The sequence below is a fragment of the Paracoccus yibinensis genome (genome assembly GCF_030846195.1).
Taxonomy (GTDB): Bacteria; Pseudomonadota; Alphaproteobacteria; order Rhodobacterales; family Rhodobacteraceae; genus Paracoccus; species Paracoccus yibinensis.
The window spans coordinates 192,211-212,672 of the sequence record NZ_JAVCWH010000004.1; the positions used below are offsets into that span (position 1 = coordinate 192,211).

The window sequence follows — 20,462 nt, forward strand, 5'->3', positions numbered from 1 at the left end:
TACGGGTGGGGGCCGCCCGGGGCAGCCCTTTCCCTTACGCCCGCACCAGCCGCTCGTAATCCTCGGCCACCTTTCGCGTCATCTGGCCGACCTGGAAGTGCCAGTCGCCGATCTGCCCCACGGGCGTCACTTCGGCCGCCGTTCCCGTCAGGAAGCATTCCTGGAAATCCTCCAGCTCCTCGGGCTTGATGCGGCGTTCGTGGACCGTCGTGCCGTTGTCGCGCAGCATCTGGATGATCGTCTGGCGGGTGATGCCGTTCAGGAAGCGGTCTGCCTGGGGGGTGTGGACCTCTCCGTCGCGGATGAAGAAGATGTTGGCGCCGGTCGCCTCGGCCACATAGCCTTCCCAGTCCATGAACAGCGCGTCGGAACAGCCCTTCGCCTCGGCCGCGTGCTTGGACATGGTGCAGATCATGTAAAGGCCGGCGGCCTTGGCTGCGGTGGGAATGGTTTCGGGCGACGGGCGCTTCCATTTCGCCACGTCCAGTTTCGCGCCCTGCCATTTGGCATCGCCGTAATAGCTGCCCCATTCCCAGACCGCGATGGCCATGCGGATCGGGTTGCGCGCGGCCGACACGCCCATGTCCGGGCCCGAACCGCGCCACATCACCGCGCGGACATAGGCGTTGGTCAGCCCGTTGGCCTTCAGCACCGCCTCTTTCGCGGCGTCGATTTCGTCCGCCGTATAGGGGGATTCCATGTCCAGCAGACGCGCCGATTCGATCAGGCGCAGCGAATGTTCGTGGCCTTTGAAGATCTTGCCGTCATAGCACCGCTCGCCCTCGAAGACCGAACTTGCATAATGCAGCGCATGGGTCAGGATATGCACATTCGCTTGGCGCCAATCGACCAGTTCGCCGTCCATCCAGATCTTGCCGTCGCGATCGTCATAGGCCGCCGTCATCTTTCTCTCCAATCCCGCCGGGCTTTGCGATTCTTGCGCCAGCTTGCCCGGAACCAAACAGTTTGTTGCGCGAAGTGCTTGACGCCTAGCAATCGAATCTTGGAAAGTCAACAAGACTGCCCTATCAAGGCGGCGTTCGGGAAAGGGAAGGCCATGGCCGAGACGATGCGCGTGCATACCCTGGGGGGCGAGGATCTGCTGTTCCTGACGGACGAGCAGATCCGGCGCGGGATCGAGGCGATGTTTTTCGCCTATCGTGCCTTCACCGCCGACCCGGACCTGATCCTGGCGGGAATGGACTATGGCCGGGCGCATCACCGTGCGCTGCATTTCATCCATCGTGATCCGGGCCTGACCGTCACCTCCCTGCTGGCGGTGCTGGGGGTGACGAAGCAATCGCTGAACCGCGTGCTGCGCACCCTGATCGAGGATGGCCTGGTCGAAAGCCGCGTCGGCCGCCGCGACCGGCGCGAACGCCACCTCCATCTGACCGCCGAGGGCGCGGCCCTGGAACGCCGCCTGTCCGAGGCGCAGCGGGCGCGGATGCGCCAGGCCTATCGCGCGGCGGGACCGCAGGCGGTGGCGGGGTTTCGTCAGGTGCTGGAAGCGATGATGGACCCCGATACGCGGGCGCAGTATCAGTCGATGAAGGATCTGCCCCTATAAAGGCCCGCCATGAGCCAGAACGATGCCCATCTGCTGATCGTCGATGACGACGAACGCATCCGCGCGCTGCTGGGCCGGTTTCTGCGCAAGAACGGCTTTCTGGTGACGCTGGCCCGCGATGCGGCGCAGGCCCGCCGCTTGCTGGCGGGGCTGGAATTCGACCTGATCGTCATGGACGTGATGATGCCGGGCGAGGACGGCTTTGCCCTGACCCGATCCTTGCGCGAACGGCTGACGACGCCGATCCTGCTGCTGACCGCTCGCGGCGATACCGAGGATCGCATCACCGGGCTGGAAGTGGGCGCGGACGATTACCTGCCCAAGCCCTTCGAGCCGCGCGAACTGCTGCTGCGCATCGGCGCGATCCTGCGCCGCATTCCCGCCCCAGAAATGCACCAGCCCAAGTTTCTGACGCTGGGCGCGCTGCGATACGACATCGACAAGGGCGAATTGTGGCAGGGCGAGAATCACCTGCGCCTGACCGGCACGGAACAGGCGCTGCTGCGCCGTCTGGCCGCCAGCCGGGGCGAACCCGTCAGCCGGGCCGACCTGATCGAGGATCTGGGCCGGGGCGGCGCGGACGAGGCCGAGAACAGCGAACGCGCCATCGACGTGCAGATCACCCGCCTGCGCCGCAAGATCGAACCCGACCCGCGTGAGCCGCGCTTTCTGCAAACCGTGCGCGGCACAGGCTATATGCTGGTGGTGGACTAGTGGACCATCCGACCTGGCACGGGATCGAGCTTGACGCGGAAACGGCGCTTGCCCTGCTGGAATGGCAGGCCGAGATGGGCGCGGACGAGCCCCTGCTGGACGCGCCCCTGGATCGCTTCGACCTGCCGGCCCCCCCCGCAGCACCGCAGATCCCGCTGGCCGCGCCCGTGGCGCCGGCGCTGTCGCTGACCCCGGACGATGAGGATCTGCCCGCCCGCGTGGCCCAGGCCGAGGCCTTGGCGGCGCAGGCCGGGACGCTGGATGCCCTTGCCGCCGCGCAGGAAGCCTTTGACGGGATCGAACTGAAGAAGGGCGCGCGCAATTTCGTCTTTGCCGACGGCAACCCGGCGGCACGCGTGCTGATCCTGGGCGAGGCGCCGGGGGATGAGGAAGACCGGCAGGGCCGCCCCTTCGTGGGCCGGTCGGGGCAGTTGCTGGACCGGATGTTCGACGCCATCGGCCTGTCGCGCCAGGCGGTGGACGCGGAACGGGCGATCTATATCACCAATGTCCTGACCTGGCGGCCGCCCGGCAACCGCGACCCCCAGCCGGACGAGATCGCCGTCAGCATGCCCTTCGTGCGCCGCCACATCGAATTGGCCGCGCCCGACCTGATCGTGCTGATGGGCAACATCGCCTGCGAGGTGGGTCTGGGACGGCGCGGCATCCTGCGGCTTCGCGGAACCTGGGACCAGGCTTTCGGCCGTCCCGCCCTGCCGATGACGCATCCCGCCTATCTGCTGCGCAACCCCCCTGCCAAGCGGGAAGCCTGGGCGGATCTGCTGTCCCTGTCGGCGCGGCTTGACGGGCGGGCCTAGCCTGCGCATCCCCGCATCTCGACCGCGCCGTCATCGTCGATCACGGTAAAGACCAGCCGGTCCCGGGACAGATCGAAAGGCGCGGCTTCGGGGGGCACGAAATCGGTGACCATCGTGGTCTTGTCCGGGGTGACCTGCATTTCGGTCCCCGAGGTCCAGACATCGCTGTCCGCCAGTTCGATCGCCGCCAGCGTGACCGGACCGGGCAGGGTGGCGGTCACGCGCATTCCGTCGTCGATCGCCTTCACCGTGCAATCGGGCTGGCCGGGGGCGGGGCCGGGAACGGCCTCCATCGCGGACAGGATGGCGGGATCGGGCGCAGCGGCAGGCGGTCCCGCCGTCAGCGTGACATGGGCTGGAACGCAGATGTCCTTGCACAAGCCGAAATCGACGCTGACCGCCAGATCGACCGGCTGGCCGGGATCGGCAGGCCGGGCGGTAAAGGGCAGAACCAGCCGGTCGTGATACCCAAGCGCCACGCCATCGCCGGACGGGATTGCCTCGGGGGCGGGCCAGTGCAGGGTCAGGCCGGCAAGGTTGGCCGATCCCGACCAGTCGAAGGTGGGGGGAAGGCCGGTGTCGCCCGGATTCCGCCAATAGGTCTTCCAGCCGGGGTGCAGCCGGAACTCGATGGCACCGATGCGGCTTCCGTCAGACAGGGTCCAGCCTGGCAGGATGCGGGCATCCGCCAGGCCGGGCGACGGGCTTTCCGCGGCCAGGGCCGTGGCCGACAGGAACAGGCAGGTGAAGGACAGATATCGGATCATGGCCCAGCGATAACGGTTGGCGGAACAGGGATGAAGTCACAATCGCGCGCAGCCCTTGCAACGAAACGGCCCAGAACCGATCTTGAACAGGAAGGAGAACCGATGAGCAGTCCCGACATTCATGGCAGCCGACCCATCGGCGTCCCCAGCCGGACCAACCTGACCGGCAAGATCCTGATCGCCATGCCCGGCATGGCCGATCCTCGGTTCGAACGGTCGGTCGTGCTGATCTGCGCCCATACCGACGAAGGTGCGATGGGTCTGGTCCTGAACCGGCCCATGCCGGAAATCGACTTCGGCGACCTGCTGGAACAGCTTGGAATCGCCACCGACGCCTCGGCCAGGCGGATCGAGGTGCGGTTCGGCGGCCCCGTCGAACCGGGGCGGGGTTTCGTGCTGCACAACGTCCCCGAATATGGCGACGACCCGGAAGGGCGGCTGCGCATCGGCCAGACATTGGCCATGACCACGACGCGCGACATTCTGGAGGAACTGGCCCATGGGCACGGTCCTGCTTCCGCCGTGCTGGCGCTTGGCTATGCCGGTTGGGGTCCGGGGCAATTGGAACAGGAAATGTTGCAGAACGGCTGGCTGACGGGCGAGGGTGCCGATGAGCTGGTCTTCGGCACTGCCCATTCCGACAAGTGGCAGGCTGCCCTGCGCGCCCAGGGCATCGACCCGTCGCTGCTCTCCGCTGCGGCGGGTCGCGCCTGACGCGCCGCCTTATTCGGCGGCGCTTTTGCGGGGCAGCACCCAGTTCGGGCGCGGGAAATGGCAGGTATAGCCATTGGGGAACCGTTCCAGGTAGTCCTGGTGCTCGGGTTCCGCCTCCCAGAAATCGCCCACAGGCTCCACCTCGGTCACGACCCGCCCCGGCCACAGGCCGGACGCGTTGACATCGGCGATGGTGTCTTCGGCCATCTGCTTCTGGTCATCGTCCGCGTAATAGATGGCCGAACGATAGCTGGGGCCGATGTCGTTGCCCTGCCGGTTCGGCGTGGTGGGATCGTGGATCTGGAAAAACACTTCCAGCAGCTTGCGATAGCTGATGATGCTGGGGTCGAAGATCACCTCGATCCCCTCGGCATGGGTGCCGTGGTTGCGATAGGTGGCGTTCGGAACGTCGCCCCCGGTATAGCCCACGCGCGTCGTGATGACGCCCGGCAGGCGGCGGATCAGATCCTGCATTCCCCAGAAGCAGCCTCCGGCAAGAACGGCGCGTTCGGTCATCGTGCCGCCTCCTCGACCTGGGACAGATAGGCGCCATAACCCTCGGCCTCCATCCGGTCCCTGGGCACGAAGCGCAGCGCGGCGGAGTTGATGCAATAGCGCAGGCCGCCTGCCTCGCGCGGGCCATCGGGGAAGACGTGGCCCAAGTGGCTGTCGCCGTGCTTCGACCGGACCTCGACCCGGATCATTCCATGGGACGTGTCACGCAATTCTGTGATGTTGTCGTCGATGGGCTTGGTGAAGGCGGGCCAGCCGCAGCCGGAATTGTATTTCGTGGAACTCGCGAACAGCGGCTCGCCCGACACCACGTCCACATAGATCCCCGGTTCGAAATGGTGGTCGTATTCGCCGGTAAAGGGGCGTTCGGTGCCGCTTTCCTGGGTGACGCGATACTGCTCGGGCGTCAGCCGGGCCACGGCTTCCGGCGTTTTCTGATAGGCCATGCTTATCCTCCGCTGGTCCTGTTTGGCCCCAATATGGGAAGGCCAGGCGGAATCGCAAAGGTCAGCCGCAGATTGCAGCCCTTGCCGCCGCATATTCGGCGGCCAGCCGGTCGATGCGCGTGACGGCCGGCACGATGTCGCGCACCGCGCCGATTCCCTGGCCGGATCCCCAGATCTGGCTCCATGCCTTTGCCTTGGACGAGCCGCTGCCGAAGTTCATGGCCGAGGCATCGGCGGTTTCCAGATTGTCGGGATCCATTCCCGCCGCCCGGATCGAGGGGGCAAGGTAATTTCCCGACACCCCCGTGAACAGCGACGAGGTGACGATGTCCATGGCCCCGCTTTCGGTGATCATCCGCTTGTAGTCGCCGGGCGCATTGGCTTCCTCGGTCGCGATGAAAGGGCTGCCGATATAGGCCAGATCGGCCCCCATGGCCTGCGCCGCCAGCACTGCGCGCCCCGTGGCGATGGCGCCCGACAGCAGCAGCGGGCCGTCGAACCAGTCGCGGATTTCCTGGACCAGGGCAAAGGGCGACTGCGGCCCGGCGTGCCCGCCCGCGCCCGCCGCCACCGCGATCAGCCCGTCCGCGCCCTTCTCGATGGCCTTTTTCGCGAAGACGTTGTTGATCACGTCATGCAGGGCGATGCCGCCGCAGTCATGGGCGGCCTGGTTCACCTCGGCCCGTGCCCCCAGGGAGGTGATCCAGATCGGCACGCGGTGGCGGTGGCAGATCTCGATGTCGCGTTCCAGCCGGGCATTGCTGCGATGCACGATCTGGTTCACCGCAAAGGGCGCGGCGGGATGGTCGGGATTGGCCTGGTTGTGGCGGTCCAGTTCCGTGGCGATGCGGGTCAACCAGGCATCCAGCAGGGGCGGCTCGCCATCCTTTTCGCGGGCGTTCAGCGCCGGAAAGCTTCCGACGATGCCCGCCTTGCATTGCGCGATCACCAGGTCCGGCCCCGAAACGATGAACATGGGCGAGGCGACGACGGGAATGCGCAGGTTGGACAGGATGGGCGGCAGCATGGGATCCTCCGGGTTTGCGCGACGATGGCCTGCGTGTCGGGATCGGGCAAGCCTGACGCGGCGGAAAAACCGGGGACGCCAGTGAACCAGAACCACGTCCGGGGGTTGGGTCATGACATTCGTTGCAAAGGAGAATGCGCGCCGATGCAGCCGCTGGCCCTGTCACTTCCCGTCCTGACCCCAGACACCGCCCTGTTCCTGGACTTCGACGGTTGTCTCGTGGACATCGCCCCCCGCCCGGACGCGGTGGTGATTCCCCTGGGCCTGCCAGAACGGCTGGCGCGCCTGCATGATGTGCTGGACGGGGCGGTGGCGCTGATCTCGGGGCGGGACGTGGCCGATCTGCGCCGTCACCTGCCTGGCTTCCCCGGCGCCATCGCGGGCAGCCACGGGGCGGAACTGTCGCTGGCGGGGCATGTGATCGAAACCACGCATCAGGCCGATCTGGATCCCGCCGCGCTGCACCGCGCGGCGGCCGATGCGGTGGCGGATCATCCCGCGATCCTGGTCGAACGCAAGCCGCATGGGGTCGCGCTGCATTACCGCGCTGATCCGTCCCTGCGCCCGGTGGTCGAAGAGGTTATGGCCCGGCTGGCCGATGCGCACCCGGACATGGTCTTGCAACCAGCCAAGATGGCGATGGAACTGCGTCCCGCGGGCACCGGCAAGGACGGCGCCTTGGACAGGCTGTTGGCGACGGCCCCCTTTGCGGGCCGGGTTCCCGTCTATGCGGGCGACGACCTGACGGACGAGGTGGCGATGGCCCGCGCCCAGGCCCTGGGCGGGCATGGCATCAAGATCGGCGCCGGTGAAACCGTCGCCCGCCATCGCCTGCCCGATCCCGCCGCCCTTGCCCGCTGGCTGGACGACGCGCTGGAGGAGTTGCGCTGATGTCGCGTCTGGTCGCCGTTTCGAACCGTATTCCGCTGGGGGACAGCCCGTCCGGCGGGCTTGTCGTGGCCCTGGAGGACGCCTTGCGCAGTTCAGGCGGGCTGTGGGTCGGTTTCTCGGGCGAGACGGTGGAGGAACCTTCCGAAGACCTGGCCTTTCATGAAGGGGCGGCCTTTCAGCGCGCTTCGTTCGACCTGACGGTGCAGGATCACGACGACTATTATCTGGGCTATTCCAATTCCGTCCTGTGGCCGGTCTGTCATGGCCGGGCTGACCTGATGCGGATCCTGCCGGAATACCTGGAAGGCTATCGCCGGGTGAACGAACGCATCGCCCGGCTGCTGGTGCCGCATCTGCGCCCGGACGATCGCATCTGGGTTCAGGATTATCAGTTGTTCCCGCTGGCCCAGGAACTGCGCAGGCTGGGGGTGCAGGGACCGATCGGGCATTTCCTGCACATTCCCTTTCCCGGCCCCACCGACTGCGCCACCTTGCCCAACCCGGCCGAACTGTTCGAATGGTTGTCCCACTACGATCTGGTGGGCTTTCAGGCGCAGCGTGACCTGGATCATTTTGCCGCAAGCGCCCGCAGCCTCGCGGATGCCGAACAGGTGTCGGACACGGATTTCCGCATCGCGGGCCGTCCCCTTCGCGCGGGTGTCTTTCCCATCGGCATAGATGCGGCGGCCTTCGTGGCCGAGGCAGGCGGGGCACGAGAGGAAGACCGGATGCGCAGCCTGACCGGGGCCCTGTCCATGATCGGCGTGGACCGGCTGGATTATTCCAAGGGCATCCCGCAGCGGTTCCGGGCCTTTCAGTATCTGCTGGAAAACAACCCCTCGCTGACGGAAAAGGTGATGCTGCTGCAGATCGCGCCGCCGACACGTGAATCGGTGGATGCCTATCAGCAGATCCGCGAGGAAACGGAACATCTGGCGGGCCGCATCAACGGCCAGTTCGCCACCGTCAACTGGACGCCGATCCGCTTCATCCACCGCCCGATCCCGCGAAACGAACTGGCGGGCCTTTACCGCCAGGCGCGGGTGGGCCTGGTCACGCCCCTGGCCGACGGGATGAACCTGGTCGCCAAGGAATATGTCGCGGCCCAGGATCCCGCCGATCCCGGCGTCCTGATCCTGTCGCGCTTTGCTGGCGCGGCCGAGGCGATGACGGATGCCCTGATCATCAACCCCCACGATCCCGACGAACTGGCCCAGGCGATGCAGCAGGCGCTGGACATGCCGCTGGACGAACGCCGTGCCCGCCATTCGGCCCTGCTGCAAGGGGTGATGGAACAGGATGTCGGCTGGTGGTCGGCGGCCTATCTGGACGCCCTTTCACAGGTCCGCGGCTGATTTCCCGCCTTGCCCCGAATGTCATGGGGCCCCGTCTGTCACAGGGCGCGATCAGCCGATGCCGCGATCCTGATCCCTTGCCTTGCGCACCTTGGCGATGCGCGCGGCCATCGCCTGCGCCTTGCGCCGGTGATAGCGGCGCACGATGGGGATCGTCAGGTAATAGGTCGCGACGGCGGCGATTCCGCCCAGGACCGCGCCGCCCGCCGCATAGGGCAGAAAGATCTCTTGCCAGAACTCGGAAAGCCCGCTCCAACTGGTCGGGCCGGGACCCAGGACGGACATGACGTTGTGCCAGGTTTCCGCCGTGGCATGGGCGAATTCGCGAAAGATCACCTGCGGCGACATGTCGCCCGGAAGGCCCAGCAGCGTCCGCCCCAGCCCCACCGCGCCAAGCGCGATAAAGGGCGTGGTCAGCGGATTTCCCGCGAATGTGCCCACGAAGGCCGCCAGAACGTTGCCGCGGATCGCCAGCGACAGAAGCGCGGCGACAATGAAATGAAACCCATGCAGCGGCGTGAAGGACAGGAATACCCCCGCCGCCATGCCGCGCGCGATGCGATGCGGCTGATCCGGCAGACGCCGCAACCGGTACCAGAGATAGGTGGTGGACCGGCGAAACCCGCCCGGCGGATAGACGAATTCGCTGGCCAGTTGCCCGTATGTGCGCGGCTTGCTGCGCTTGAACACGGTTTCCGTTCCCTTATTCCCTGGGCAATATCCGTTCAGGGCTTCTTCGCGATATCGCGGATGCGCGCAACCTGCGCGACATCGCTTTCGGCTTCAAGCGCGGTCAGCAGGTTATGCAGATGTTCCTGGTCCCGCAATTCCACCTCGACCTCGATGCGATAGAAGTCGGGCTTGCGGTCCTTGAATTCAAGGTTCGAGATGTTGGCCCCCTGCGCGCCGATCAGGCTGCAGATGCGGCCCAGAACGCCTGCATCGTGGCGGATCGTCAGAGACAGGATCGTGGAATAGACCGCCGGGTGCCTGCCCGCACGCCATTGCACATCGACCCAGCGGTCGGGGCTGTCCTCGTATTCGGCCAGCACCGGGCAGTCGATGGCATGGATCACCACCCCCTTGCCGCGATAGGTGATGCCGACGATGCGTTCGCCCGGCAGCGGACGGCAGCAGGGCGCGCGCTTGAAGTCGGCATCGGCCTCGACCCCCGCGAAGGGGCGGGTGCCGTCGATCTCGTCCTGGTGGGCGGCGAGGTCGGGATACAGGACCTGCAGCACCTCCTTGGCCGAATTCTCGGCGCTGCCGATCCGGGCCAGCAATTCGTCGCCGTCGGCCAGACCCATCTGCTTGGCGGCGGTGCGCAGGGCCTTGTCCGTAACCTTGCGGCCGACATGTTCGAAGCTGACGCGGACCAGTTCGCGGCCCAGCCGGATGAAGCGGTCGCGGTCTTCCTCGCGCAGGGACCGGCGGATCGCGGACTTGGCGCGTCCGGTGGCGACGATGTCCAGCCAGGTCGATTGCGGGCGCTGGCCCGATGCGGCGATGATGTCCACCGCCTGGCCGTTCTTCAGCCGCGTCCACAAGGGCACGCGGATCCCGTCCACCTTGGCGCCGACGCAGGAGTTGCCCAGCCGGGTGTGGATCGCATAGGCGAAGTCGATGGGCGTGGCCCCCTTGGGCAACTGAATCACGTCGCCCTTGGGCGTGAAGCAGAAGACCTGGTCCTGATACATCTCCAGCTTGACGGCTTCCAGGAACTCGTTGTGGTCCTCGCCCTCCAGCCGGTCGGTCAGGGCGTCGATCCATTCGGCGGGATCGACCGCAAAGGGGTTCTTGGTGCGAACGCCGTCGCGATAGGCCCAGTGGGCTGCCACCCCCGCCTCGGCCACCTCGTGCATCTGGCGGGTGCGGATCTGCACCTCGACCCGCTTGCCGTCGCGGCCCGACACGGTGGTGTGGATCGACCGATAGCCGTTCGACTTGGGCTGGCTGATATAGTCCTTGAACCGCCCCGGCACCGCGCGCCAGCGTTGGTGGATCACGCCAAGCGCGCGATAGCAGTCCATCTCGGACCGGGTGATAATGCGGAAGCCATAAATGTCGGACAGCCGCGAAAAAGCCAGCTGCTTTTCCTGCATCTTGCGCCAGACGGAAAAGGGCTTCTTGGCGCGGCCGAACACGTCGGCCTCGATCCCCTCGCGTTCCAGTTCCGCGCGGATGTCGGCGGTGATCTGGCCGATGATGTCGCCGCTGTCCTTTTGCAGGCTGACAAAGCGGCGGATGATGGAGTTGCGCGCCTCGGGGTTGATGACCTTGAAGGCAAGGTCTTCCAGTTCCTCGCGCATCCACTGCATCCCCATGCGCCCGGCCAGGGGCGCGAAGATGTCCATCGTCTCGCGCGCCTTCTTGACCTGCTTTTCGGGACGCATGGACCGGATGGTGCGCATGTTGTGCAGCCGGTCGGCCAGCTTGACCAGGATCACGCGCAGGTCGCGCGACATGGCCATAAACAGCTTGCGGAAATTCTCGGCCTGCTTGGACTGCGCGGAGGACAGCTCCAGGTTGGTCAGCTTGGTGACGCCATCGACCAGATCGGCGATCTCGGCCCCGAAGGCGGCGGCAAGGTCGTCCTTGGTGGACCGGGTATCCTCGACCGTGTCGTGCAGAAGGGCGGTGACGATAGTCGCATCGTCCAGCCGCATTTCCGTCAGGATGGCGGCGACGGCGATGGGATGGGTGAAATAGGGTTCGCCAGAATGGCGGAACTGCCCCTCGTGCATCCGCATCCCGTATTCATAGGCGTCGCGGATCAGGCGGGCATTGCTGCGAGGGTTATAGTTGCGGACAAGCGCGATAAGGTCTTCGACGTCGATCATGTCTTGTGCCGAAGACCCTGTTTCGTGGCCGTTAACGCTGGTTCGCTTCCAGCATCATGCGCAGCATCCGTTCCTCGGATTCCTCGTCGGCGGGCTTGGGACGATCCACCTCGGCCCCCAGCAGCAGGGCCATCGCGTCCTCCTCCGGCTCATCCACCTCGATCTGGGTCTGGGTGGATTCGATCATGCGTTCGCGCAGGTCGTCGACAGGCTGCGTTTCCTCGGCGATCTCACGCAGGGCGACGACCGGGTTCTTGTCGTTGTCGCGGTCCACCGTGGCCGGGCTGCCGGCGGCGATTTCGCGCGCGCGATGCGAGGCAAGCATCACCAGATCAAAGCGGTTCGGGACTTTGTCAACGCAGTCTTCAACCGTTACGCGGGCCATGTCTCACCTGTGCAGTTGCGAATCAGATATCCTGGGCGGAAACCGAGGTTCTGAACGTCGTGGCTGGAAATGTCAAGAACACGCCAACCCGCCGCCCGGTGGCAGCGGTGTCATCCCCGACAGGGCATCGGGTCCAAGCGCCGCCAGCATCTGCGACACGTCTTGCCCCGTCAAGGGGTGGCGCCAGCCGGGTGCGATTTCCGCCAAGGGCGCCAGGACGAAGCCGCGGTCCTGCATTCGGGGATGGGGCAGGATCAACCTGTCGGGCGCCAAGGTCCGCTGATCGGCGGCGCCAAGGTCCATCCAGTGCCGCACCGTTTCCGGATCGGGCAGGATCAGTCCGTCCAGGGCGATCAGGTCCAGATCAAGCACCCGCGCCGACCAGCGGCCCGTGCTGCGGTCGCGTCCGAACCGTGCCTCGATCCCGTGCAGGCGGTCCAGAAGGGCGGCTGCATCCAGTTCCGTGCGGATGGCGGCCACGGCATTGGCGTAATCGGGTCCAGACCCCGCAGGAACCGCGGGCGTCCGCCAGATGCGGCTGACGGCCGCTATTGAAATGTTTGGTTCGGCATGCAGAATCGCCATGGCATCGCAGAGGCTTTGGGTCACGGCGCCTGCGGCGGACGGCAGGTTGGCACCCAGGGCAACGATACCGAAAGACAAGTTTTCCATAGGCCCCTGTTCGTTCTATGAAGTCTTGCGGCCGGGCCATCGGCGTCCCGCCCTGGAACGAGCAGTCTCATTGAAGGCAACAGGAATGTTTTACAAGGACGATCGCCTGGCGATCTTCATCGACGGAGCCAACCTTTACGCCTCGGCGAAGGCTTTGGGCTTCGACATCGACTACAAGCTGTTGCGGCAGGAATTTGATCGTCGCGGCAAGCTGATGCGCGCCTACTACTATACCGCCCTGATGGAGGGCGAGGATTATTCCCCCATCCGCCCGCTGGTGGATTGGCTGCATTACAACGGCTATTGCGTGGTGACGAAGCCGGCCAAGGAATATACCGACACGATGGGCCGCCGGAAGGTCAAGGGCAACATGGACATCGAACTGACCATCGACGCCATGCAGCTTGCCCCCCGGCTGGACCATGCGGTGCTGTTTTCCGGTGACGGCGACTTCAAGCCGCTGATCGAGGCCTTGCAGCGCCAGGGGGTGCGCGTGTCCGTGGTGTCCACCATCCGCAGCCAACCGCCGATGATCGCCGACGACCTGCGCAGGCAGGCCGACAACTTCATCGAACTGGACGCGCTGCGCGACATCGTGGGCCGGCCCCCGCGGGATCAGCAGGCGGGCGAAAGCTGAGCGTTCCGCCCGGCCCCCGATAGGACCGGGTTCCCGCGGCTCAGACCAATCGCCCTTCTTCCATCGCTGCCCGCACAAAGCCCGCAAACAGCGGGGCGGGCTCGAAAGGCTTCGATTTCAGTTCCGGGTGGGACTGGACGCCGATGAACCACGGGTGGTCGGGATATTCGATCACCTCGGGCAGCTTGCCATCGGGCGACATGCCTGAAAAGCACAGGCCCGCCTGTTCCAGCGCCTCGCGATAGGTCGCGTCCACCTCGTAGCGGTGGCGGTGGCGGTCCTCGATTTCGGTCGCGCCGCCATAAACTTCGCTGATCTTCGAGTCGGGCGTCAGCACGGCAGTATAGGCGCCAAGCCGCATGGTGCCGCCCTTGTCGTCCGTCACCTTGCGCTGCACGGTGTAATTGCCCTGCACCCATTCCTTGAGGTGATAGACAACCGGCGTGAAGCGCGTCTTGCCCGCCTCGTGGTCGAACTCCTCGGATCCGGCGTCGGGCATCCCGGCCAGGTTGCGCGCGGCCTCGATCACGGCCATCTGCATCCCCAGGCAGATGCCCAGATAGGGCACCTTCTTTTCCCGCGCGTATTTCGCGGCGGCCAGCATCCCCTCGGTGCCGCGCTCGCCAAAGCCGCCGGGCACGATGATGCCGTGATAGCCGTCCAGCAGATGCGCGCCTTCGCCTTCCAGCTTCTCGCTGTCCACCCAGTCGGCCTTGACGCGCACCCGGTTGGCCATGCCGCCATGGGTCAGCGCCTCGGCGATGGATTTGTAGGCGTCTTCCAGCTGGGTGTATTTGCCCACCACGGCGATGTTCACCTGGCCTTCGGCATTCTCCAGCCGGTCCATCACGTCTTCCCACTTGGACAGGTCGGGACGCGGGGCGGGGCTGATCTGGAACGCATCCAGCACGGCGCGGTCCAGGCCCGCGCGGTGATAGGCCAGCGGCGCCTCGTAGATGGTCTTCAGGTCATAGGCGGGGATCACGGCGTCGGGGCGCACGTTGCAGAACAGCGCGATCTTGGCGCGTTCCTTTTCCGGGATCGGGTGTTCGGACCGGCAGACCAGCACGTCGGGGGCCAGGCCGATGGATTGCAGTTCCTTGACGGAATGCTGGGTGGGCTTGGTCTTCAGTTCGCCGCTGGCCGCCAGATAAGGCAGCAGCGTCAGGTGCATCAGGATGCACTGGCCGCGTGGGCGTTCGTGGATGAACTGGCGGATTGCCTCGAAGAAGGGCAGGCCCTCGATGTCGCCGACGGTGCCGCCGATCTCGCACAGCATGAAATCGACCTCCGTGTCGCCGACGGCCAGGAAGTCCTTGATCTCATTCGTGACGTGGGGGATCACCTGGATCGTCTTGCCCAGGTATTCGCCCCGGCGTTCCTTTTCCAGCACGTTGGAATAGATGCGGCCCGACGACACGCTGTCGGTGCGCCGCGCGGCCACGCCGGTAAATCGTTCGTAATGGCCCAGATCCAGGTCGGTTTCCGCGCCGTCATCGGTCACGAAGACCTCGCCATGTTCAAAGGGCGACATGGTGCCGGGATCGACGTTCAGATAGGGGTCCAGCTTGCGCAGGCGCACCGTGAAGCCACGGGCCTGCAGCAGCGCGCCCAGTGCCGCCGAAGCCAGGCCCTTGCCGAGCGAGGACACGACGCCGCCGGTGATGAAGATGTAACGCGCCATGAGGCCCCCGTGATTCCTGAAAGCGTGATTTCGCAAGTTCAAAATGGTTGCGGGTCCTGCGACCTGCATCACGGGACCCGAGATATAGCCGATTCGCCCCGTGGTCGCAAGGAACCGCAAGTTGATGTGGGGGCAAGAAGTCCCGCCCCTAGTTGTGGTATGACTTAGTTTGCCGGGGCTTCGGCCGGGGCGGCGGGCGCCGCTGCGGCAGGGGCCTCGGGCTGAGCCGGGGCGGTGGCCTGCGGTTCGGCAGGCTGGGTCGCTGCAGGCTGTGCGGGTGCCGGGGTCGCGGGTTCCGCGGCAGGCGGGGCCACGGGTTCGACAGCGGGTGCCGCTGCCTCGGGTGCGGCGGTGCCTGCCGCGGGCGCATCAGGCGCGGGCGGGGTCAGCGGATCGCCCGCGGTGCCGGTCGAAGGCGGCGGAACATAGGCCGGCGCCGCCGGCAGCGTCGATTCCTGGCGGCCGGCGGGCACGCCCAACTGATCCATGATCGAGCTGTTGGACACCTGCCGCGCGGCAATGATGGTCAGCGCGATCGAGGTCACGAACAGCGCGATGCCGAAGATCCAGGTCAGCCGGGTCAGGGCGTTCGCGGCCTGCCGGCCGGTCATCACGCCGCCACCGCCGCCGCCCATGCCAAGCCCGCCACCCTCGGATCGTTGCAGCAGCACCACGCCGGTGAGCAGCACGGCAAGGATCAGATGGATGGTCAGGACGACGTTTTCCACGGCTTTCGGCCTTTCGCTTTCGGACGCGCCTATCTAGTCATCCGGGCAGATGTTGGCAAGCAGAGTAAACCCATGCCCGCGCTGATGATCCAGGGCACCGGATCAAATGTCGGAAAGTCCCTGCTGGTGGCGGGCCTGTGTCGCGCCGCGCGCAACCGGGGCCTGTCGGTCGCGCCCTTCAAGCCGCAGAACATGTCGAACAACGCAGCCGTCACCGCCGACGGCGGAGAAATCGGCCGGGCGCAGGCCTTGCAGGCGCGGGCCTGCGGAATCGAACCGCTGGCCGACATGAACCCGGTGCTGCTGAAGCCCGAAACGGATACCGGCGCGCAGGTGATCCTGCAGGGCCGCGCCATCGCGCGCGCCGAGGCGCGTGATTATGCAACGCTGCGTCCCCGGTTGCTGGCGGGCGTGATGGACAGCTTCGCCCGGCTGTCCGCCGCCCATGACCTTGTGATCGTCGAAGGGGCGGGCAGCCCGGCCGAGGTGAACCTGCGCCCCCGCGACATCGCCAACATGGGCTTTGCCCGTGCGGCGGGCGTGCCGGTAGTGCTGGCAGGCGATATCGACCGGGGCGGGGTGATCGCGCAGATCGTGGGCACGAAGGCGGTGATCGATCCGGCAGACGCCGCGATGATCCGCGGTTTCCTGGTCAACAAGTTCCGCGGCGATTTGCGGCTGTTCGACGACGGCTACCAGATGATCGAGCAGGCGACCGGCTGGTCCGGCCTTGGCGTCCTGCCCTGGTTCGCCAGCGCGCACCGCCTGCCGTCCGAGGATGCGGTGGATCTGCGGGCGTCACAAGGGCAGGGGCTGCATGTGGTCTGCCTGTGCCTGTCGCGGATCGCCAATTTCGACGACCTGGACCCGCTGGCGGCGGAACCGGGGCTGCGGCTGACCATGCTGGGTCCCGGCCGGGCGATACCCGGCGATGCCGACGTGGTGGTGATCCCCGGCACGAAATCCACCCTTGGCGATCTGGCCTTCCTGCGGGCGCAGGGCTGGGACATCGACCTTGCCGCCCATGTCCGGCGGGGCGGGCATGTGCTGGGCCTCTGCGGCGGTTTCCAGATGCTTGGCCGGGTGGTCCGCGATCCCCTAGGCAGCGACGGACTGGCCGGAGAGGTCGCGGGCCTTGGCCTGCTGGACGTGGAAACGGTGATGGCGCCCAAAAAACGGCTGGAGCGCGTGACGGGCACGGCGCTTGGGCAGAGGGTCACTGGCTACGAGATCCACATGGGCCGCACCACCGGGCCTGACTGTGCGCGGCCCTTTGCCCACCTGTCCGGCCCCGACGGCGCGATCAGCCGCGACGGCCGGATCGCGGGCACCTATCTGCACGGGCTGTTTTCCGACGACGGCTTCCGCGCCGCCTGGCTGGCGCAGTTCGGCGCACCGTCGCGGCCCGGATACGAGGCGGGGGTGGATCAGGTGCTGGATGACCTGGCGGGCCACCTCGAGGCGCATCTGGACGTGGCGGGACTGCTGACACTGGCCGGTTTGTGACGGGCTTGCCGCTGGACGAAGCGGTCCGGGCGCGCTACCTCGGGGGCATGGAACACGCGAAGCCCCCCCTGATGCTGTATCTTGCCGCGCCGCGCGGCTTTTGCGCGGGCGTGGACCGTGCGATCAAGATCGTGGAACTGGCGCTGCAGAAATGGGGCGCCCCCGTCTATGTCCGTCACGAGATCGTCCACAACAAGTTCGTGGTGGACGGGCTGCGCGACCAGGGCGCGGTCTTTGTCGAGGAACTGGACGACGTTCCCGACGATCGCCCGGTGGTCTTTTCCGCCCATGGCGTGCCCAAGGCGGTGCCCGCCGAGGCGCGGCGGCGCAACCTGATCCATGTGGACGCGACCTGTCCGCTGGTCACCAAGGTCCATAACGAGGCCGCGCGCCATCACGCCGAGGGGCTGCAGATGGTGATGATCGGCCATGCCGGCCACCCCGAGGTGCTGGGCACGATGGGCCAGTTGCCCGAGGGCGAGGTGATCCTGGTCGAGACGGTCGAGGATGTGGCGATCATTGCCCCCCGCGATCCTGACCGGCTGGCCTTCATCACCCAGACCACCTTGTCGGTCGATGACACGGCGGAAATCGTGGCGGCCTTGCAGGCGCGGTTTCCGGCCATCGCGGGCCCGGCCAAGGAAGACATCTGCTATGCCACCACCAATCGTCAGGCGGCGGTCAAGGCGATTGCGCACAAGATCGACGCGCTTCTGGTGATCGGGGCGCCGAATTCCTCGAACTCCAAGCGCCTGGTCGAGGTCGGGCGGGCTGCTGGCTGCGCCTATTCGCAGCTTGTGATGCGCGCCGACCAGATCGACTGGCGCGCCATCGATGGGGCGACCGCCGTGGGCGTCACCGCAGGCGCAAGCGCGCCCGAGGTGCTGGTGAACGAGGTGATCGACGCCTTCCGCGCCCGCTATGACGTGACGGTCGAGATCGTCGAGACCGCGCAGGAGAATGTGGAATTCAAGGTGCCGAAGGTCCTGCGGGAAACCGCCTGAGGCACGCATGCGCCGGGGGCGCTTCGCCCCCCGGACCCCCCGAGGATATTTGGACACAAGAGATGCCAGGGATGCGGCTTTATTCCATGCCTTCGTCGGGCAACAGCTACAAGGTGCGGCTGCTGCTGGCGCTGCTGGGGCGTTCGGTGGGCGTGGTCGATGTGGAATACATGACCGAGGCGCTGGAGGGGGCCAAGGCCTCGGGGCGGCTGCCCTTTGGCAAGGCCCCGGTGCTGGAACTGGATGACGGGAGGCTGCTGCCGGAATCGAACGCGATCCTGTGCTGGCTGGGGGAAGGAACGGGCTTCGTGCCGGCCGATCCTTTCGCGCGGGCCGAGATGCTGTCATGGATGTTCTGGGAACAGAACCAGCATGAGGGCGTGATCGCCGTCCGGGCCGCCTTGCTGACCTATCCGCATCGGCGTGCGCAGGCGACGCCTGACCGGCTGGCCGCGCTGCTGGACAGCGGCCATGCCCTGTTGCAGGTCATGGAGGATCGGCTGACGGGTCGCGAATGGCTGGTGGGCGAGGGCGCGACCTTGGCCGATATCTGCCTTTACGCCTATACCCATACGGCAGGCGGGCGGGGCGGGTTCGAGATGGCGCGCTTTCCCGCCGTCAACGCTTGGCTGGCCCGCGTTGCGGCGCTTCCGGGATATGTGGGGCTGGATGGCTGAACTATTCGCCTGGACCGACGGCGCCTGCAGCGGCAATCCCGGCCCCGGGGGTTGGGGTGTTCTGATGCGCGCCATGGATGGCGGTACGGTTGTCAAGGAACGCGAGTTGGCGGGCGGCGAGGCGCTGACCACCAACAACCGGATGGAGCTGATGGCCGCGATTTCCGCGCTCGAGGTGCTGGCGCGGCCGTCGGCGATCACCATCACCACCGACAGCGCCTATGTGAAGAACGGCGTGACCCAGTGGATCCACGGCTGGAAGCGCAACGGCTGGAAGACCGCCGACCGCAAGCCCGTCAAGAACGCCGAACTGTGGCAGCGCCTGGACGAGGCGCAGCGCCGCCACACCGTCACCTGGGCCTGGATCAAGGGCCATGCGGGCCATCCCGAAAACGAACGCGCAGACGAACTGGCGCGGGGCGGCATGGCGCCCTTCAAGCCCGCGAAGGTCGCGGGGTGACGCCCGGCCTGCTGGTTCCGCTGCTGGATTATGCGGCGGTGCTGGTCTTTGCGCTGACCGGCGCGCTTGTGGCCAGCCGGGCGCAACTGGATCTGGTGGGCTTCATCTTCTTCGCCACCCTGACTGGCATCGGCGGGGGCACGGTGCGCGACCTGATCCTGAACCGCGACGTGGTCTTCTGGGTGGGCCAGCCAGAGCTGATCCTGCTGACCTCGGGCGCGGCGGTGCTGGTGTTCTTTACCGCGCATCTGTTCGAAAGCCGCTATCGCCTGATCGTCTGGCTGGACGCGCTTGCCTTGGCAGTGGCCGTGCCTGCGGGGGCGGGGATTGCGCTGCAGGCGGGTGTCAGTCCGGTCGTCGTGGTCGCCATGGGAGTCGTGACCGGCACTTTCGGCGGGCTGATCCGCGACGTGGTGGGCAACGAACTGCCCATGGTGCTGAAGCAGGGCGAGCTGTATGTCACCGCGGCCTTTGGCGGCGCGGTGGTGGCCGTGACGCTGATCGGGGTGGGGATGCCCCGGCCGATGGCGCTGATCTTCTGCGGGTTGGTGGTGATTGCCCTGCGCGCGGGCAGCCTGCTTCTGGGGTGGAGCCTGCCTACCTATCGGGCGCGGCCGCCGCGACGTTAGCGCAGGATCGGCGGGCCGTCATGGGTGGGGCGGATGTCCTCGACCCCCATGCGCAGGCCCTGGCCGATCCGATGCGCCAGGGCCGACCAGGCGCGGGCGGCATCCGGGGACAGGGTGCGGCGCAGGGTTTCGTCGAAGAGCGCCAGCCAGATCGGGAAGTGGTCGGCCCGCACGTCGCCCGCCTGCATGTGGGCGCGCATTGGGCTGCCGTCATAGCTGCGTTCGTAAAGGATCGCGTTGCGCCAGAAGGCGGCGATCTTCGCCTCGTGCGCGGGCCAGTCGTTGATGTGGTTGGCAAAGACCGGGCCCAGCACCTCGTGCCGCCGGACGGCACGGTAGAAGACGGCGACGACCTGGTCGATCTGGTCTGCGGTGACATCGAAGCGGGGCGGGATCATGGCAGGCACCATGTGGCCTTCCTGCCG

Annotated in this window: 24 protein-coding genes; 12 read left to right on the forward strand and 12 right to left on the reverse strand. The window is 66.6% G+C overall.

All coding sequences use genetic code 11. The features are described 5' to 3' along the window. Positions 1-34 precede the first annotated feature (34 nt). The gene (locus tag RAH32_RS11185) at positions 35-904 is read right to left on the reverse strand and encodes a branched-chain amino acid aminotransferase (RefSeq protein WP_306608018.1); all 870 of its coding nucleotides are present in this window, start codon (positions 902-904) and stop codon (positions 35-37) included. A 153-nt stretch (positions 905-1,057) separates the two neighbouring features. Here RAH32_RS11185 and RAH32_RS11190 point away from each other — a divergent pair, with 153 nt between their 5' ends. The 3 genes from RAH32_RS11190 to RAH32_RS11200 are packed head-to-tail and all read left to right on the forward strand — an operon-like array spanning position 1,058 to position 3,102. After that, positions 1,058-1,570: a MarR family winged helix-turn-helix transcriptional regulator gene (locus RAH32_RS11190; RefSeq protein ID WP_306608019.1), complete on the forward strand. Its 513-nt coding sequence runs from the start codon at positions 1,058-1,060 to the stop codon at positions 1,568-1,570. Positions 1,571-1,579: 9 nt separating this feature from the next. Further along, positions 1,580-2,284, forward strand: coding sequence for a response regulator (locus RAH32_RS11195; protein ID WP_306608020.1), 705 nt, complete (start codon positions 1,580-1,582; stop codon positions 2,282-2,284). After that, positions 2,284-3,102 (forward strand): uracil-DNA glycosylase, encoded by an 819-nt coding sequence (locus RAH32_RS11200; RefSeq protein WP_306608021.1) that lies wholly within the window; start codon positions 2,284-2,286, stop codon positions 3,100-3,102. Before RAH32_RS11195 ends, RAH32_RS11200 begins: the two co-directional genes overlap by 1 nt. On the opposite strand, the gene RAH32_RS11205 is transcribed toward RAH32_RS11200, so the two are convergent. Next, complete coding sequence (locus RAH32_RS11205; RefSeq protein ID WP_306608022.1) at positions 3,099-3,869, reverse strand: protein-disulfide reductase DsbD domain-containing protein; 771 nt, start codon at positions 3,867-3,869, stop codon at positions 3,099-3,101. The two genes, RAH32_RS11200 and RAH32_RS11205, sit on opposite strands and share 4 nt — an antisense overlap. 102 nt (positions 3,870-3,971) lie before the next feature. Between RAH32_RS11205 and RAH32_RS11210 the strand changes: the two genes are divergently transcribed. Continuing rightward, positions 3,972-4,583 (forward strand): YqgE/AlgH family protein, encoded by a 612-nt coding sequence (locus tag RAH32_RS11210; RefSeq protein WP_306608023.1) that lies wholly within the window; start codon positions 3,972-3,974, stop codon positions 4,581-4,583. Between the two features lie 9 nt (positions 4,584-4,592). On the opposite strand, the gene msrA is transcribed toward RAH32_RS11210, so the two are convergent. The 3 genes from msrA to RAH32_RS11225 form a co-directional block, all read right to left on the reverse strand. Continuing rightward, a complete protein-coding gene (gene msrA / locus RAH32_RS11215) occupies positions 4,593-5,099 on the reverse strand; it encodes a peptide-methionine (S)-S-oxide reductase MsrA (RefSeq protein ID WP_306608024.1) in 507 nt (168 codons plus the stop codon). Further along, complete coding sequence (gene msrB / locus RAH32_RS11220; protein WP_306608025.1) at positions 5,096-5,542, reverse strand: peptide-methionine (R)-S-oxide reductase MsrB; 447 nt, start codon at positions 5,540-5,542, stop codon at positions 5,096-5,098. The genes msrA and msrB overlap by 4 nt, the downstream gene beginning before the upstream one ends. A gap of 61 nt (positions 5,543-5,603) precedes the next feature. Next, positions 5,604-6,569 (reverse strand): NAD(P)H-dependent flavin oxidoreductase, encoded by a 966-nt coding sequence (locus RAH32_RS11225; protein ID WP_306608026.1) that lies wholly within the window; start codon positions 6,567-6,569, stop codon positions 5,604-5,606. 144 nt (positions 6,570-6,713) lie between these two features. Between RAH32_RS11225 and otsB the strand changes: the two genes are divergently transcribed. Together otsB and RAH32_RS11235 are read left to right on the forward strand one after the other, a co-directional pair. Beyond that, a complete protein-coding gene (gene otsB, locus RAH32_RS11230) occupies positions 6,714-7,460 on the forward strand; it encodes a trehalose-phosphatase (RefSeq protein WP_306608027.1) in 747 nt (248 codons plus the stop codon). Beyond that, on the forward strand, positions 7,460-8,815 hold the full coding sequence (locus RAH32_RS11235; RefSeq protein ID WP_306608028.1) for an alpha,alpha-trehalose-phosphate synthase (UDP-forming): 1,356 nt from the start codon (positions 7,460-7,462) through the stop codon (positions 8,813-8,815). Before otsB ends, RAH32_RS11235 begins: the two co-directional genes overlap by 1 nt. A 51-nt stretch (positions 8,816-8,866) precedes the next feature. Here RAH32_RS11235 and RAH32_RS11240 read toward each other — a convergent pair whose 3' ends face one another. From RAH32_RS11240 to folK, 4 genes are all read right to left on the reverse strand, one after another. After that, positions 8,867-9,505: a DUF2062 domain-containing protein gene (locus RAH32_RS11240; protein WP_306608029.1), complete on the reverse strand. Its 639-nt coding sequence runs from the start codon at positions 9,503-9,505 to the stop codon at positions 8,867-8,869. A gap of 35 nt (positions 9,506-9,540) precedes the next feature. Continuing rightward, positions 9,541-11,655 (reverse strand): RelA/SpoT family protein, encoded by a 2,115-nt coding sequence (locus RAH32_RS11245; RefSeq protein ID WP_306608030.1) that lies wholly within the window; start codon positions 11,653-11,655, stop codon positions 9,541-9,543. 31 nt (positions 11,656-11,686) lie between these two features. Further along, positions 11,687-12,040 carry a DNA-directed RNA polymerase subunit omega gene (gene rpoZ / locus RAH32_RS11250; protein ID WP_306608031.1) on the reverse strand — a complete coding sequence of 118 codons (354 nt, stop codon included), beginning with the start codon at positions 12,038-12,040 and terminating at the stop codon, positions 11,687-11,689. 72 nt (positions 12,041-12,112) lie between these two features. Beyond that, positions 12,113-12,712 carry a 2-amino-4-hydroxy-6-hydroxymethyldihydropteridine diphosphokinase gene (gene folK / locus RAH32_RS11255; protein ID WP_306608032.1) on the reverse strand — a complete coding sequence of 200 codons (600 nt, stop codon included), beginning with the start codon at positions 12,710-12,712 and terminating at the stop codon, positions 12,113-12,115. Between the two features lie 85 nt (positions 12,713-12,797). Between folK and RAH32_RS11260 the strand changes: the two genes are divergently transcribed. After that, a complete protein-coding gene (locus tag RAH32_RS11260; RefSeq protein ID WP_306608033.1) occupies positions 12,798-13,349 on the forward strand; it encodes a LabA-like NYN domain-containing protein in 552 nt (183 codons plus the stop codon). A 40-nt stretch (positions 13,350-13,389) separates the two neighbouring features. Here RAH32_RS11260 and pyrG read toward each other — a convergent pair whose 3' ends face one another. Next, positions 13,390-15,033 carry a CTP synthase gene (gene pyrG, locus RAH32_RS11265; RefSeq protein ID WP_306608034.1) on the reverse strand — a complete coding sequence of 548 codons (1,644 nt, stop codon included), beginning with the start codon at positions 15,031-15,033 and terminating at the stop codon, positions 13,390-13,392. Between the two features lie 164 nt (positions 15,034-15,197). After that, positions 15,198-15,761 (reverse strand): preprotein translocase subunit SecG, encoded by a 564-nt coding sequence (gene secG / locus RAH32_RS11270; RefSeq protein ID WP_306608035.1) that lies wholly within the window; start codon positions 15,759-15,761, stop codon positions 15,198-15,200. 72 nt (positions 15,762-15,833) lie between these two features. Here secG and RAH32_RS11275 point away from each other — a divergent pair, with 72 nt between their 5' ends. The 5 genes from RAH32_RS11275 (at position 15,834) to RAH32_RS11295 (ending at position 20,037) form a co-directional block, all read left to right on the forward strand. Further along, a complete protein-coding gene (locus RAH32_RS11275; RefSeq protein WP_306608036.1) occupies positions 15,834-17,267 on the forward strand; it encodes a cobyric acid synthase in 1,434 nt (477 codons plus the stop codon). A gap of 47 nt (positions 17,268-17,314) precedes the next feature. Continuing rightward, a complete protein-coding gene (ispH, locus tag RAH32_RS11280; RefSeq protein WP_306608203.1) occupies positions 17,315-18,271 on the forward strand; it encodes a 4-hydroxy-3-methylbut-2-enyl diphosphate reductase in 957 nt (318 codons plus the stop codon). Between the two features lie 71 nt (positions 18,272-18,342). Further along, the gene (locus tag RAH32_RS11285; RefSeq protein WP_306608037.1) at positions 18,343-18,948 is read left to right on the forward strand and encodes a glutathione S-transferase family protein; all 606 of its coding nucleotides are present in this window, start codon (positions 18,343-18,345) and stop codon (positions 18,946-18,948) included. Further along, positions 18,941-19,408: a ribonuclease HI gene (rnhA, locus tag RAH32_RS11290; protein WP_306608038.1), complete on the forward strand. Its 468-nt coding sequence runs from the start codon at positions 18,941-18,943 to the stop codon at positions 19,406-19,408. Before RAH32_RS11285 ends, rnhA begins: the two co-directional genes overlap by 8 nt. Further along, positions 19,405-20,037, forward strand: coding sequence for a trimeric intracellular cation channel family protein (locus RAH32_RS11295; protein ID WP_306608039.1), 633 nt, complete (start codon positions 19,405-19,407; stop codon positions 20,035-20,037). Before rnhA ends, RAH32_RS11295 begins: the two co-directional genes overlap by 4 nt. Here the strand turns inward: RAH32_RS11295 and RAH32_RS11300 are convergent. Beyond that, positions 20,034-20,447 (reverse strand): group III truncated hemoglobin, encoded by a 414-nt coding sequence (locus tag RAH32_RS11300; RefSeq protein WP_306608040.1) that lies wholly within the window; start codon positions 20,445-20,447, stop codon positions 20,034-20,036. The genes RAH32_RS11295 and RAH32_RS11300 overlap by 4 nt on opposite strands. Between the last annotated feature and the right edge of the window lie 15 nt (positions 20,448-20,462).

Coding starts and splice junctions, on each gene's coding strand:
- RAH32_RS11185 (WP_306608018.1), bottom strand. CDS start 904: ATGACGGCGGCCTATGACGATCGCGACGGCAAGATCTGGATGGACGGC.
- RAH32_RS11190 (WP_306608019.1), top strand. CDS start 1,058: ATGGCCGAGACGATGCGCGTGCATACCCTGGGGGGCGAGGATCTGCTG.
- RAH32_RS11195 (WP_306608020.1), top strand. CDS start 1,580: ATGAGCCAGAACGATGCCCATCTGCTGATCGTCGATGACGACGAACGC.
- RAH32_RS11205 (WP_306608022.1), bottom strand. CDS start 3,869: ATGATCCGATATCTGTCCTTCACCTGCCTGTTCCTGTCGGCCACGGCC.
- RAH32_RS11210 (WP_306608023.1), top strand. CDS start 3,972: ATGAGCAGTCCCGACATTCATGGCAGCCGACCCATCGGCGTCCCCAGC.
- msrA (WP_306608024.1), bottom strand. CDS start 5,099: ATGACCGAACGCGCCGTTCTTGCCGGAGGCTGCTTCTGGGGAATGCAG.
- msrB (WP_306608025.1), bottom strand. CDS start 5,542: ATGGCCTATCAGAAAACGCCGGAAGCCGTGGCCCGGCTGACGCCCGAG.
- RAH32_RS11225 (WP_306608026.1), bottom strand. CDS start 6,569: ATGCTGCCGCCCATCCTGTCCAACCTGCGCATTCCCGTCGTCGCCTCG.
- otsB (WP_306608027.1), top strand. CDS start 6,714: ATGCAGCCGCTGGCCCTGTCACTTCCCGTCCTGACCCCAGACACCGCC.
- RAH32_RS11235 (WP_306608028.1), top strand. CDS start 7,460: ATGTCGCGTCTGGTCGCCGTTTCGAACCGTATTCCGCTGGGGGACAGC.
- RAH32_RS11245 (WP_306608030.1), bottom strand. CDS start 11,655: ATGATCGACGTCGAAGACCTTATCGCGCTTGTCCGCAACTATAACCCT.
- rpoZ (WP_306608031.1), bottom strand. CDS start 12,040: ATGGCCCGCGTAACGGTTGAAGACTGCGTTGACAAAGTCCCGAACCGC.
- folK (WP_306608032.1), bottom strand. CDS start 12,712: ATGGAAAACTTGTCTTTCGGTATCGTTGCCCTGGGTGCCAACCTGCCG.
- RAH32_RS11260 (WP_306608033.1), top strand. CDS start 12,798: ATGTTTTACAAGGACGATCGCCTGGCGATCTTCATCGACGGAGCCAAC.
- pyrG (WP_306608034.1), bottom strand. CDS start 15,033: ATGGCGCGTTACATCTTCATCACCGGCGGCGTCGTGTCCTCGCTCGGC.
- RAH32_RS11275 (WP_306608036.1), top strand. CDS start 15,834: ATGCCCGCGCTGATGATCCAGGGCACCGGATCAAATGTCGGAAAGTCC.
- ispH (WP_306608203.1), top strand. CDS start 17,315: ATGGAACACGCGAAGCCCCCCCTGATGCTGTATCTTGCCGCGCCGCGC.
- RAH32_RS11285 (WP_306608037.1), top strand. CDS start 18,343: ATGCGGCTTTATTCCATGCCTTCGTCGGGCAACAGCTACAAGGTGCGG.
- rnhA (WP_306608038.1), top strand. CDS start 18,941: ATGGCTGAACTATTCGCCTGGACCGACGGCGCCTGCAGCGGCAATCCC.
- RAH32_RS11300 (WP_306608040.1), bottom strand. CDS start 20,447: ATGGTGCCTGCCATGATCCCGCCCCGCTTCGATGTCACCGCAGACCAG.